10 protein-coding genes are annotated in these 12,870 nt (G+C 67.3%); 7 read left to right on the top strand and 3 right to left on the bottom strand.

Annotated elements, in window-relative coordinates; all coding sequences use genetic code 11:
• Positions 1-101: 101 nt before the first annotated feature.
• From ACLIME_RS09270 to ACLIME_RS09260, 3 genes are all read right to left on the bottom strand, one after another.
• Complete coding sequence (locus tag ACLIME_RS09270; protein WP_411558743.1) at positions 102-1,109, bottom strand: hypothetical protein; 1,008 nt, start codon at positions 1,107-1,109, stop codon at positions 102-104.
• 185 nt (positions 1,110-1,294) lie between these two features.
• A complete protein-coding gene (locus ACLIME_RS09265) occupies positions 1,295-1,858 on the bottom strand; it encodes a sensor histidine kinase (RefSeq protein WP_411558742.1) in 564 nt (187 codons plus the stop codon).
• A gap of 84 nt (positions 1,859-1,942) precedes the next feature.
• Complete coding sequence (locus ACLIME_RS09260; RefSeq protein ID WP_411558741.1) at positions 1,943-3,094, bottom strand: LacI family DNA-binding transcriptional regulator; 1,152 nt, start codon at positions 3,092-3,094, stop codon at positions 1,943-1,945.
• Between the two features lie 130 nt (positions 3,095-3,224).
• Between ACLIME_RS09260 and ACLIME_RS09255 the strand changes: the two genes are divergently transcribed.
• From ACLIME_RS09255 to ACLIME_RS09225, 7 genes are all read left to right on the top strand, one after another.
• Entirely contained in the window at positions 3,225-4,493 is a 1,269-nt protein-coding gene (locus ACLIME_RS09255; protein ID WP_064294669.1) for an ABC transporter substrate-binding protein, read from the top strand.
• A 110-nt stretch (positions 4,494-4,603) separates the two neighbouring features.
• Complete coding sequence (locus ACLIME_RS09250; protein ID WP_411558740.1) at positions 4,604-5,449, top strand: carbohydrate ABC transporter permease; 846 nt, start codon at positions 4,604-4,606, stop codon at positions 5,447-5,449.
• On the top strand, positions 5,442-6,311 hold the full coding sequence (locus ACLIME_RS09245) for a carbohydrate ABC transporter permease (protein ID WP_071259090.1): 870 nt from the start codon (positions 5,442-5,444) through the stop codon (positions 6,309-6,311). Before ACLIME_RS09250 ends, ACLIME_RS09245 begins: the two co-directional genes overlap by 8 nt.
• Positions 6,312-6,334: 23 nt before the next feature.
• The gene (locus tag ACLIME_RS09240; RefSeq protein WP_411558739.1) at positions 6,335-7,885 is read left to right on the top strand and encodes an alpha-L-fucosidase; all 1,551 of its coding nucleotides are present in this window, start codon (positions 6,335-6,337) and stop codon (positions 7,883-7,885) included.
• A gap of 96 nt (positions 7,886-7,981) precedes the next feature.
• Positions 7,982-9,040, top strand: a complete 1,059-nt coding sequence (locus tag ACLIME_RS09235) for an aldo/keto reductase (protein WP_411558738.1) — start codon at positions 7,982-7,984, stop codon at positions 9,038-9,040.
• Positions 9,037-9,450, top strand: a complete 414-nt coding sequence (locus ACLIME_RS09230) for an RbsD/FucU family protein (RefSeq protein ID WP_411558737.1) — start codon at positions 9,037-9,039, stop codon at positions 9,448-9,450. Before ACLIME_RS09235 ends, ACLIME_RS09230 begins: the two co-directional genes overlap by 4 nt.
• 58 nt (positions 9,451-9,508) lie before the next feature.
• The gene (locus ACLIME_RS09225) at positions 9,509-12,727 is read left to right on the top strand and encodes a glycoside hydrolase family 2 TIM barrel-domain containing protein (protein WP_411558736.1); all 3,219 of its coding nucleotides are present in this window, start codon (positions 9,509-9,511) and stop codon (positions 12,725-12,727) included.
• Positions 12,728-12,870: the final 143 nt, after the last annotated feature.

Here is a 12,870-nt window from a genome sequence, read left to right as displayed (position 1 = left end):
ACCTATGTGATGCAAGCGCCCTTCTGGTGGTGAGCACCGCCCGGCCCGGGCGCCGGTGAGGACATCAGCAGATCCCGTCCGGTCGACTGCTGCGGTGCCGCTCAGAGCGTCGTGATCCGCAGGGTGCTGGCGTACCCGTCGACAAGCGCAACCGACTGCTTCCAGTAGGCGTCCTCGATCGCGGCGTCGACCTTCGCCTCCACGCTGCTGTGCCCGTGAGGCAGCAGGAGCAGGACGGTGCCTCGGCGGGTGCTGGCAACGGCTTGGGCACCCGGGCTCGACTGGACGACACTGTCGATAAGGCGGATCACGAGATCGTTCGCGTGCGCCACGCCGTAGGCGTCTTTGACCACGGTGAGATCGACGATCTCGATGGAGTGGACCACAGAACCCGGGTGATCACGATGGAGCGCCCAGAGCCGACGAACCGTCGTGAAGCAACCGGGTCCTCCGCTCGCCCGCCGGCTGGAGAGCTCTTCGATTCGCAGGAACACCAGGACCAACGTGGTGACGACGACGAACACCAGGTTGATCACCGTCGTGATCTCGGTGTTGAAGTACCGCTCGAACACATCGCCACGGGGGCCCTGGAGACCGAAGACGACGGCGCGCGCACCGCTGTAGGACGCGTGGAGTGCGTGCACGATCGTCATCGCCCAACTCACCCGGAACGACCCGAACAGACCCCTCCGCGATTCGACTGCCGTCAGCACGGCGAAGAGGCTCAGGCTCAGGAGTTTCGGGACGACCCCCGCCCAGTTCGGACCTCGGGACTCGGGCAGGAACGTCAGGATCATGACGATCAGCATCACCGTGACGACCAACCAGAACCGGATCCGTCGGCCGTTGAACGCCTGGCAGCCCAGCCAGACGAACCCGACAGCGCCGACCATCGCGCCGTTCCCCACCGCCACCACCAGGGGCGGATGCCCCAGCCCCGTCGCGGCGAGGTAGGAAGCGGTGCACAGGACGGCGAGCATGGAGGCCGTGAGCCAGAGGTTGATGTACCGGCCGGACAGCGACTGACGGCTGTCGACGACGAACAACAGCGCGCACGACCCGGCAACCAGCACGGATACGGCGAGCAGGACGAAGGTCTCGGAATTCATCGGTCCTCCGCATCGTCGCGCCTACCCGTTTCGCCAGCACTCTAGTCCTCTCACGCCCTTCGCCGTCGAGGCTCGATGGGTATCGCTCGCACGGTCACGTCAGGACAGCCCCGGGAACGGTCAACGGTCTCCGACGGATCGTCGACGCGCACTGCGCCGCCGTGCCGAACGCCTCGTCGGTGTCGTCAGCCGACCGTGCGCTTCCGGCGGGCCAGCGGGAGGCGGACGATGAAGGTCGTCCCTGGGTCTCCGGTGGCGAACGCCTCGATCGTGCCGCGGTGCGCCTGCGCGATGGATCTGGCGATGGTGAGTCCGAGGCCCGAGCCGCGGATCGTCTCCTCGCGCACGTTCCCGGCTCGGTGGAACCGTTCGAAGACCCGGGTGAGTTCGTCCGTCGGGATGCCGATCCCCGTGTCGGTGACGCGGATGACCGCATCCACACCGTCCGAGCGCACGCTCAGGAAGATCTCGCCGGCACGGGTGTAGGTCACCGCGTTGTCGAGCATGATCGAGAGCAACTCGCGGAGGCGTGCTCGATCGCCGACGAGCTGCGGCGTCGGCACGGCAGCCGTGCGCAGATCCACGCCGTCGGGCAGGCCGAGTCGTCGTCGCTCGTCGGCCGCCTCCAGGACGATGGCACTGAGGTCGACGGGGCTGAGCCTGGATTGGCTCGGGCGACGTGTCGACGCCGAGCGGGGCTGCTCGATGTGGTGAGCCGAGGAGCGACCGGAGCCGTCAGCCGCCCCCACGTGCACTCCCTGAACCCGTCCTACGGGCAGGAGACCGGGCCCGAGCTCGGACATCGGGACCGAGGTCGGAGCCGAAGGTACAGCTCAGTCGTCGACGCGGGACACCGAGGAGCCGGGGATGAGGTGCGCCTCGAGGTACTTGACCGTTGGGGCCGGGCGTTCGCCGGCCTCGATGTGGTCTGCGATGAGGCGCGCGGCGTGCTTGGCGATCTTGCGGGTCGGTTGCACGATGACCGTCAGTTTCGGGACGAGCGCTTGTGCCAGTTCGCGGCTGTCGAACCCCACCACCGAGATGTCGCGGCCGATGCGGAGACCCGAATCGTTGATCGCGGTGACCGCGCCGAGGGTGAGTTCGTAGTTCGCCGCGAAGAGCCCCGTGGGACGGGGGTATCGTGCGAGCAGTTCCTGGGTGGCTCGGTATCCGGCGTCGACCGTCAGCGGCACGAAGCGTTCGAGCGCCGGGTCGGCCTGGATCCCTTGCGTGAACAGCGCCGTCTCGAAGCCCTCCGTGCGCAGTCGCATCGAGGAGATCGTCGATTCGCCGCCGACGAAGCCGATGCGGCGGTGACCATGGTCGAGCAGGTGGCGCGCCCCGAGCGCGCCCGCCGCGATGTTGTCGAGGAAGACGCCGTCGGCACGCACGTCGTCGATGTGCCAGTCCACCATGACGACCGGGACCTGCGAAGCGGCGGCGCGGAGAGCCGGAACGTCATGTGGCGGTGTCACCGCGATGATCCCGTCGACCATCCGATCCATGAGCAGGTTGACGGAGTCGTCGGCCGGATCAGGGCTGGCTGCCACGATGACGCTGAACCCTCTCGGGCGGAGCGCTTCCTCGACGCCGGCGACAATCGTGAGGTGGAAGTCGTTGTTGATCGCCGGAAGCAGGACGCCGACGGTCCTCGATCGCCGTGAGCGCAACGATCGGGCGTTCTGGTTCGGCCGGAACCCCAGCTCGCGCGCGGCCGTCTGAATGGCGTCCCGGTTGGCTTCGAGGACGTTGCGCCCGTTGTAGTACTTCGAGATCGTCGCGAGCGAGAGGCCCGTGGCCCGCTGAATGTCCTTGTAGGTCGTCACAGCCCAGCCTTTCCTGGTGTCGCCGCTCACCACTCTTGCTCGGGCACCGCCGAGCGAGAGGCGTTTCCGCTCAGCATAGGCCAGCTCGGCCGTCTGTTCGTGCGACCTTTGTCGATCAGCACGAATCGTTTCGACGATGGGACACGCGGATGTTCTCACGCCTATCGCCCTGATGATACCGCCGTACGAAAGATTTCGAAGTCGACACCTGTGCTTGACTCGTGGATTTCGCTTTCTTAGCATTCACGGAGAACGTAACGTTTCGCCCAAACACTCAAGGAGGAGTTGTATGCAGACACAGACGAACGGTGCCCGGAGGTGGAGGCGCGTGGGCGTCACCACGACCGCCGGGGCCCTGGTGCTCGGGCTCGCCGCATGTTCAGGAGCCGACGGTGGGGCGTCGGGTCTCGACGGCGATACGCTCACCATGTACACCTGGGTCGGTGGGAAGGCCGACAAACAGCAGTGGGCCGACTACATCGCCGGAGGAGTGCACGCCGACCCCTCGATGTCGGTGAGCTTCTCCGGACCGCCGATCGGCGACTACTACACGAAGCTGCCCACGGTGATGCGCAGCAGCAGCGCGCCCTGCCTGGTCACGTTCCAGAACGGGCGGGTGAACCCGTACGTCGAGGGGCTGGAGCCGCTCGACGAACTGGCGAAGGAGAATAAGCTCGATCTGTCCGCCTACAGTTCGGCGATGCTCGAGCAGCTCCGGGTGGACGGTGAGCTCTACGCCCTTCCGTTCAACGCCGGTCCGACCGTGATCCTCTACAACAAGCAGATGTTCAAGGACGCCGGCGTCGCCGAGCCGTCGAACGACTGGACCACCGACGACTTCATCGCCGCGGCCAAGGCCACGACGAAGGACGGCGTCTACGGGTTCGCGATCGGCCAGGGGTCCAACCCCATCAGCACGCTGATGGCGGCGGACGGACATCCCTACGCGGACGAGAACGGTCCGCTGCTCGACGACCCGGCCTTCCATGACGCGCTGCAACTGCTCGTCGACCTCGCCACCGTGCACAAGGTCGCGAAGCCGCTCGAGGCGGCCGCCGGCGGAACGTTCCCCGACATCGACGCGTTCAACACCGGCCAGTCCGCAATGGAGATGCAGGGGCTCTGGGATCTGCAGCACGCTCAGGAGTCGCTCGGTAAGGACAACGTGGGCATCGCCGTCATCCCGAGTGCGAACGGGCAGTCGAAGGGCTTCATCGGCGGCTCGGGCTTCGGCATCACGAAGACGTGTGGTGACAAGCAGAAGGCGTTCGAGGCCATCACGGCCATGACCAGCAAGGCGGGTCTCGACGAGGTGACGAAGTCGCAGGCGTCCGTGCCGGCCCGGCTCGACTCGCTCGACGCCTGGTCCGCCAATGTCGGGTCACCGGAGTTCACCGAGGTGATCCGGCAGATGACCGGTGATGCGACGCCGTCTCCGGTGCCCGCGAACCAGTCCCAGCTCGACACCCTGTTGACGCAGTACGAGGTGGAGGCGTTCTCCGGTCAACGCACGGTCGCCGAGGTGCTCGAACAGGTGAAGGCAGGCCTCGCGCAATGACGTTCGTGCGTCTCGACAGCGCGGAGGGTGAGGTCACCGACGGCGCGGTCACCCGACCGGAGCGTCCGAGGGGTCGGCCTCGCCGCCGGCCCCTCGGGGGCCCGCGTTGGGTGGGATGGGTATTCGTCCTCCCAGGGCTCATCGGGCTGGTGGTCTTCATCGTCGTCCCGCAGCTGGCGTCGCTGATCCTCGGGTTCTCCGACTCGACCGTGCTCGGTGGGACGGAGTTCACCGGCTGGGAGAACTACGCCCGGCTGTTCCGTGATTCGCAGTTCCTCAACAGCGTCCTCGTCACGGCGATCTTCGTGCTCGTCTACGTTCCGGCGAACATCGCGATCTCGTTGGCGATGGCGATGTGGCTGCAGACCCGCATCGCCGGTCGGAACTGGCTGCGCGTGATCTTCCTGATCCCGGCCCTGTCTCCGATGGTGGCGAACGCCGCGGTGTTCCGACTGCTCTTCCAGCAGGACGGGGCCGTCAATCAGGCGCTCGCAGCCGTCGGGCTTGCGCCGATCCCATGGCTCAGCGACGGCAACTGGGCGCTCGCCGTCGTGATCGGCGTGTCGCTCTGGCAGTCGTTCGGCTACAACATGATCGTGCTCGGAGCCGGGCTCGACTCGATCAGCCCCGACGTCATCGCCGCGTCGCGCATCGACGGCGCCGGTCGGTTCCGGCGCCTGTTCTCGATCACCCTCCCGCTCGTCAGCCCAGCCCTCTTCTTCACCACGGTGTTGACCGTGATCGGCGCGTGGTCGACGTTCGCCCAGGCCTACGTGATCACGGGCGGCGGACCCGGTAACAGCACCATGACGATCATGCTGTACCTCTACCAGGCCGCGTTCTCCAACAACCAGCTCGGTTACGCGTCGGCCATCGCGACCGTCCTGTTCGTGATCATCGCGATCTTCACCCTGTTCCAACTCTGGGGACAGAAGAAATGGGTGCACTATGACTGATCAGCAGCTCGCGGTACGAGGCCCTCGGCGGCGTCACCGGGGACGCACGCTCGGGTTCGTGGCCAACTCGACGATCGCTTGGCTGTTCGCGCTCGTGTTCTCGTTCCCGCTCATCTGGACGTTCTTCACCGCGTTGAAGCCGGCGAACGAGGTGTTCGGTGCGCGAATCACGTTCATCGGCTCCGAGGTCCTCTGGTCGAACTTCGCGGACGCGTGGGTCGAGGTCGACTTCGGACGGCTGCTCACCAACAGCCTGGTCGTGGCGGCCGTCTCGACCCTGTTGACCCTGATCGTCGCGACCCTGACGGCGTTCGCGTTCGCCCGGCTGCGATTCCCCGGTCGGAGCGCCGTCTTCGTGCTGTTCATCATCACGCTGACCTTGCCGGCCGAGGTCGCGGTCGTGCCACTCTTCCTCGGCTTCGACCAGGTCCGGCTCGCCGACACCTGGATCGCGCTCATCCTCCCGGGCCTGTTCGGCGCGTTCGGGGCCTTCCTGCTCCGGCAGTTCATGCTGCAGATCCCAGCGGAACTGGAGGAGGCGGCCCGGCTCGACGGTGCCTCGACCTGGCGCATCCTCACCAGCGTCATCGTCCCCCTCGTGCGACCGGCCATCTCGGTACTCGCGATCTTCAGCTTCCTCGGCAGCTGGAACAGCTTCCTGTGGCCGTTGATCATCCTCAACAGCTCCGACAAGTGGACGATCCCCATCGGCATCGCCGGCTTCACGACCCAGACGGGCACGCAATGGGAACTGCTGATGGCGGCATGTGTGATGACGATCGCCCCGGTGGTGGTCGTGGTCGCCGTCGCCCAACGACAACTGGTGGCCGCGATCGGCGCGGGCGCCTTCGGCGGCCGATGAGCCGCGACCACGAATGGAGACCCATGAACCTCGAACCGCTCGACCCCACCTCCCTGCCGGCACCGGTCGACGTCTCGGACAACCGTGTAGCGCTCGCAGCGGTGGATGCCGTCATCGACGCCGGTCCGTACGACGCCACCTGGGATTCGCTGTCGCACTATCGGGCTCCGCAGTGGTACCGCGACGCCAAGTTCGGTGTGTTCCTGCACTGGGGTGCCTTCTCAGTGCCGGCGTTCGGCAACGAGTGGTATTCGCGCACCATGTATCGGCGCGGCACCCCCGCCTTCGACCACCATGTGGAGACCTACGGCCCGCACGACCGCTTCGGATACAAGGACTTCCTGCCGCACTTCCGCATGGAGCGCTTCGACCCGCAGGCCTGGGCGGCGCTGTTCAAACGCGCCGGCGCGCAGTTCGTGGTGCCCGTCGCCGAACACCACGACGGCTACACGATGTACGACACCGCCCGCTCGCGGTGGAAGGTGACCGAGGTCGGCCCGCAGCGTGACGTGATGGGCGACCTCCTCGAAGCGGTCGACCAGTCGTGGCTGGTCACGGGCGCGTCGAGCCACCGGGCCGAACACTGGTTCTTCATGAACGACGGGATGACGTTCGACTCCGACGTCCGCGACCCCGCCTACAGCGACCTCTACGGACCGGCGATGCGCCAGGAGACGAACCCGACCGAGCGCTTCCTGGAGGACTGGCTCTTGCGCACGGTCGAGATCATCGACTCCTACCGACCGCAGATCCTGTACTTCGACACCGGCATCGAGACTCCGTCGTTCGAGCCCTACCTCCGGAGGCTGGCGGCGTACTACTACAACCGGGCGGCCGAGTGGGGACGTGAGGTCGTCATCAACTACAAGTGGGAGTCGTTCGCGCCCGGGTCCGCGGTCCTCGACATCGAGCGTGGCACCATGGACGCCATCCGGCCGGAGGTGTGGCAGAACGACACCTCGGTGTCCCGGACCTCATGGAGCTGGGTGGAGGGGCACGACTACAAGGACGCCTCCGAGCTCATCCAGGAACTCGTCGACGTCGTCTCGAAGAACGGGAACCTCCTGCTCAACGTCGGTCCGCGTCCCGACGGGACGATCCCCGAGGAGGAGGTCACGTTGTTGGAAGCGGTCGGTGACTGGTTGGCCGTGAACGGAGAGGCGATCTACGGGTCGCGCCCGTGGGTCGTGTTCGGGGAAGGGCCGACCGCACCCGCCGCCGGCTCGTTCACCGACGCCACGGCGGCCGTGTACACCGCCGAGGACATCCGATTCACGCGGATGACCGAGGTCGGCCACGAGTACGTCTACGGGATCGGACTTCTCCGTCCGGAAGACGGCCGGATGCGCATCCGCAGTTTCGGCTCGGACTGTCGGCTCCTCAACCGGCCGATCGTCGACGTCCGGGTCCTCGGCTCACGGGAACCCGCCGAGTGGACACGCACACGCGAGCATCTCGAGGTCGTGCTGCCCGACTCGGAGCTGACGGGTCCAGGTGGCGCCGTGGTGCGGATCGAGCTGGCGCCCGCGGGCCCGGCGCTCCGCACCGACTTCTTCCACGGCCTCAACATCTAGTGGCGGCGAGCCGAGGCGATGATGCACGGCTGCGGAACGCTCCGGTGGCACCGTCCGGTGACCACGCTCGAACTGAATGAAACGGAGAACACAGACATGATCAAGATCGACAGCGTGCCCACCCGACGACTCGCCAGCGGGGCGTCGATACCGGCGATCGGAATGGGGACGTTCGGGTCCGACCGATACGGCGCGGACGACGTGGCGGCGGCGGTCGGCGGAGCGATCCGAGCCGGGTACCGCCTGATCGACTGCGCCTCGGTGTACGGCAACGAGGCGCAGGTCGGTGCCATGCTCGAGGAAGAGATCGCCCGCGGTGTGCCGCGCGAGGAGCTCTTCGTCATGTCGAAGGTGTGGAACGACGCCCACGAGCCGGCGGCCGCGATCGCCTCGGTCCGACGATCCCTCCGGGACCTCCGACTCGACACCCTCGACGCCGTCTTCGTGCATTGGCCGTTCCCGAACCACCACGCACCGTTCGCGGACGCGGCCGACCGCGACCAGCACGCGCGCCCCTACCTCCATGAGGAGTTCATGGCGCTCTGGCATGCCCTCGAGAGCCTGGTCGACGAGGGGGTCGTCCGGCACCTCGGGACCTCGAACGTCACCATCCCCAAGCTCACGGCCATCATCTCCGATGCGCGGATCCGCCCCGCGCTGAACGAGATGGAGCTGCACCCGTGCTTCCAGCAGCCCGAGCTGTTCCGGTTCTGCCTCGACCACGGCATCCAGCCGGTGGGCTACTCTCCCCTCGGGTCGCCGTCGCGACCGGATCGTGACCGCATCGACTCCGACGTCTCCGACATGGACCACCCCGTCGTCGCATCGATCGCCCGCGCGCACGGCGTCCATCCGGCGCTCGTCTGCCTCAAATGGGCGGTGCAGCGCGGTCAGATCCCGATCCCGTTCTCGGTGAAGGAGTCGCAGTTCGTCGCCAACCTGCAAGCCGTGATCGAAGACCCCCTGACCCCTGCCGAGCTGGAGGAGTTGCGTTCAGCAGAGCGGAACAACCGACTCATCAAGGGTCAGGTGTTCCTCTGGCCGGGCGCCGACAGCTGGCTCGAGCTGTGGGACGTCGACGGAACGATCCCGGGATGGCACGGTTACGCCGCAGACGGCGCGACGGTCCCTGCGACGGCTGGAGCGTCCGCGTGATCACCGGCCCACTCGTCCACCCGCCGCTGCTCGAAGCGCTCGCGTCGTCGGGCCACGGCTCCGGGGTCCTCATCGCCGACGGCAACTACCCCTACCTGACCGGGACCCGTCCAGGCGCACGACTCATCCATCTCAACCTGCGCCCCGGCCTGCTGGAGGTCACGACGGTGCTCGACGCCGTGCTCACGGTCGTGAACGTCGAGTCGGCGACCGTCATGCAGACCCCGCCCGGCGTCGAGGCCCCCGCGCAGGACGACTACGCGCGGGCACTGGGCTCCGGGGTGCCGATCGAGCGGGTCGAGCGCTTCGCGTTCTACGACCGCGTGCGATCCCCGGACGTCGGCGTCGTCATCGCGACCGGAGACGAACGTCTGTACGGGAATCTCCTGCTCACGATCGGCCTGCGCTGACGCCGGAAACCGACCACCCCTATCGATGTTGCAACACCGGATCGCATCCGAGGAGACCATGAACGCGACACCCGAATGGAACGACCCTGCCGTGTACGAGCGGGGGACCGAACCCGCACACGCCACGCTGGTCACGTACGACAGCCTGGCGAGTGCGGTGCGGGCGGACCGCTCCGCCTCGCCGTTCAGGCTCAGCTTGGACGGTGACTGGCGGTTCCGCTGGTCCCCGGACCCCGCATCCCGGATGCCCGACTTCGAGCGGGAGGACGTCGACGACTCGGACTGGGACCTTCTCCCCGTCCCCGCGAGCTGGCAGGTGCACGGGTACGACTTCCCGATCGGGGTCAACACCGTGCTGCCGTGGACCGGCGCGAACGGCCACCACGAGCAGCCGCTTCCGACCGGCGACTACCCGCACGCCCCGACCCGCTACAACCCGGTCGGACAGTACCGGACGAGCTTCGAACTCCCAGCGGACTGGGACGGTCGGCGGACGTTCCTCCAATTCGAGGGCGTGGAGTCGGCGTACACCGTCTGGATCAACGGTCATCCCCTCGGCTATCGCGAGGACAGTTACACCCGCGGGGAGTTCGAGCTGACGCCGCACCTGCGCGCGGGGTCCAACGTGCTCGCCGTCGAGGTGTACCGATGGTCGACCGGGTCCTACCTGGAGAATCAGGACAACGTCCGACTCTCCGGCATCTTCCGGAGTGTCGGCCTGCTCTCCAGACCGTCCGTGTTCATCCGCGACTTCACGGTCAGGACTCCACTCGCGGACGACTGGTCCGAGGCGATACTCGAGCTGGACGTCGAGGTGCAGGGCGGCCCCGGCGAGCTTCGCGGCGATCGCCTCCAGGCGCGGGGGACGCTGTTCGACGGGACTGACGTGGACGCCCCGCAGCTCTGGTCGCATGCCGCATCCGTTTCATCGGAGACGTCCGGCGGGGGAGGGTCAGCCACGCTGGCGGAGTCCGTGCGGTCACCTCGGCTCTGGACGGCCGAGCACCCGGAGCTGTACTCCCTCGTCGTTGAACTGGTGGATACGGACGGTTCGGTCGTCGATCGCGTGTCCACCCGCGTGGGGTTCCGACGCGTCGAGATCGTCGACGGCGTGTTCCTGATCAACGGCCGGCCGCTCTCGATCCGAGGCGTCAACCGACACGAGTGGAACCCGCGGACCGGTCGCACCCTCAGCCTGGACGACATGGTCGCCGACATCACCCTGATGAAGCGGAACAACATCAACGCCGTCCGCACCTCCCACTACCCGAACGACCCCCGGTGGTACGAGCTCGCCGACGAGTACGGGCTCTACATCTTCGACGAGGCGAACAACGAGACCCACATCAACCGAGTCGACGGCGACGGACGGCCGAACATCCCGGGAGATCGCCCCGAGCTCCGAGCACCACTGCTCTGGCGCATGCGGAACATGGTCGACCGGGACAAGAACCATCCCTGCGTGATCGCGTGGTCGATCGGCAACGAATCGGGCGTCGGTTCGAATCTGCGGGCCATGTACGACTGGGCCAAGGCCTACGACCCTTCACGGCCGGTCAGCTATCAGGACTCGACCGGCTCCGGTTCGCCGATCGTCCCGTCGGACCACTCCGACTTCGACGGCGACTTCTACCCACCGGTCCCGCAGCTGATCGAGCGAGCGACCCGAGACCCGAGGCCGTACCTCCTCGTCGAGTACGCGTTCAGCCAGGGCAACACCTCCGGCTATCTCGACGAGACCTGGAACGCGATCCGGGAACAGCCCGGCCAGGTGCTCGGGGGCTTCCTCTGGGACTGGGCCGACAAGGGACTGTGGTGGGACGTGCCGGGGCGGCCGGGGGAGGAATTCCTCGCCTACGGCGGCGACTGGGGCGACGATCCCAATGAGGAGGGAGCCCATATGAGTGGGCTGGTGCTCGCCGACCGCACGCCGACGCCGAAGCTGCAGGAGGCCAAGCTGGCGCATCAACCGGTGAGCATGACGCTCCTGGATCCCGACAGCTGGGTCGTCGCGATCACGAACGAGTACCTGTTCACGAGCCTGGACGAGCACCGATTGCGGTGGGCGGTCACCGAGGACGGTCGAGCCGTCAGCAGCGGAACGATCATCGGCACTGCACTGTCGATCGGGCCGTCGCAGCGTGCGGAGGTCACCCTGCCGTGCGAACTGCCGGCGGAGCGGCGTCACCGAGCCGAGTACCGACTCGAGCTCTCGATCGAGCTCGACGCACCGACTCGGTGGGCGCCAGCAGGCCGCGTCGTCGCCCGAGCCCAGTTCGCCCTCTCCGTGCCGGGGGCTGCGCCGGAACCGCCAGCTGTGTCGGACGCAGCAGCGCCTCGACTCCAGGAGAGCGATGGCTTGATCGAGGTCCACGGGACCGGCTTCTCGGTCACCGTCGACCGCATGACGGGGCGGATGACGTCGCTGCGATACGACGGGCGGGAGCTGCTCGCGAGCGGCCTCATGCCGAACTACTGGCGTGCCCCGAACGACCCCGAGCTGTCCATCCCGGAGTTCAGGGAGACCCACCCGGAGCCGTCGCTGCCCTGGCGTGGTGTCGGCGAGGCCTGGGCCGTCAGCTCGGTCGAGACGACCCACACGCCCGGCGCGGTCCGCATCATCGTGAGCGGGTCCGTCACGACCACGGTGCCGTTCCGCCCGAGCCAGCGCATCACGACGTCGCCGCAGTCCATCGTCTACACGATCCATGGCGACGGCCAGGTGGACGTGCTGTCGACGTTCGAACCCGTGCCCGACACGCCCAATCCGCAGGTCGTCGGGACCACCTTCGGGCTCCGGCCCGAACTTGCGAACCTCGAGTGGTACGGACGGGGGCCATGGGAGTCGACCGCCGACCGGCACAGCTCTGCGTTCTTCGGCCGATACTCGGGGAGGGTCGCGGACCAGATCACGAGATACAGCCGACCGCAGGACACCGGGAACAAAGCCGACACCCGCTGGGCGACGCTGACCGACGACGCCGGCAGCGGTGTGCTGATCGTGGCTGAGGGAAGCATGTACCTCAACGCCCAGCCGAACAGTCCTGACGAGCTCGCGGGACATCGCCACTGGCACGAGGTGCCCGCATCCTGGCGGACCGTCGTCCGCGTGGACGCAGCGCAGGAAGGGGTGCAGGGCGGGAACTGGGACCTGCTGACCCGCCCGGAGCAGTACAGCAACACACCGGCGAAGGGCCCGTACCGTGTGCTCTACAGCCTGCTTCCTCTCCGCGAGGGTCAGGACCCCGCGGTACTGGCGCGGTCACCCCTCCGCTGACCGTGCCCCCAAGGGGTGCGCCGGACACGCGCTGCTCGCCGGTTCCCGGTTTGACTCTCGTTTCGCGGACGTGACGACCAGCCTGGACGTAGCCAGCGATGAGTTCGGCGCACTTGCATGGGTCCTCGGTCCTGATCGCTGTC

It is taken from the genome of Plantibacter sp. MPB07, from assembly GCF_046619465.1.
GTDB classification, from domain to species: domain Bacteria; phylum Actinomycetota; class Actinomycetes; order Actinomycetales; family Microbacteriaceae; genus Plantibacter; species Plantibacter auratus.
This window is presented reverse-complemented; position numbering and strand designations above follow the sequence as displayed.

Coding starts and splice junctions, on each gene's coding strand:
- ACLIME_RS09225 (WP_411558736.1), top strand. CDS start 9,509: ATGAACGCGACACCCGAATGGAACGACCCTGCCGTGTACGAGCGGGGG.
- ACLIME_RS09255 (WP_064294669.1), top strand. CDS start 3,225: ATGCAGACACAGACGAACGGTGCCCGGAGGTGGAGGCGCGTGGGCGTC.
- ACLIME_RS09235 (WP_411558738.1), top strand. CDS start 7,982: ATGATCAAGATCGACAGCGTGCCCACCCGACGACTCGCCAGCGGGGCG.
- ACLIME_RS09240 (WP_411558739.1), top strand. CDS start 6,335: ATGAACCTCGAACCGCTCGACCCCACCTCCCTGCCGGCACCGGTCGAC.
- ACLIME_RS09270 (WP_411558743.1), bottom strand. CDS start 1,109: ATGAATTCCGAGACCTTCGTCCTGCTCGCCGTATCCGTGCTGGTTGCC.
- ACLIME_RS09245 (WP_071259090.1), top strand. CDS start 5,442: ATGACTGATCAGCAGCTCGCGGTACGAGGCCCTCGGCGGCGTCACCGG.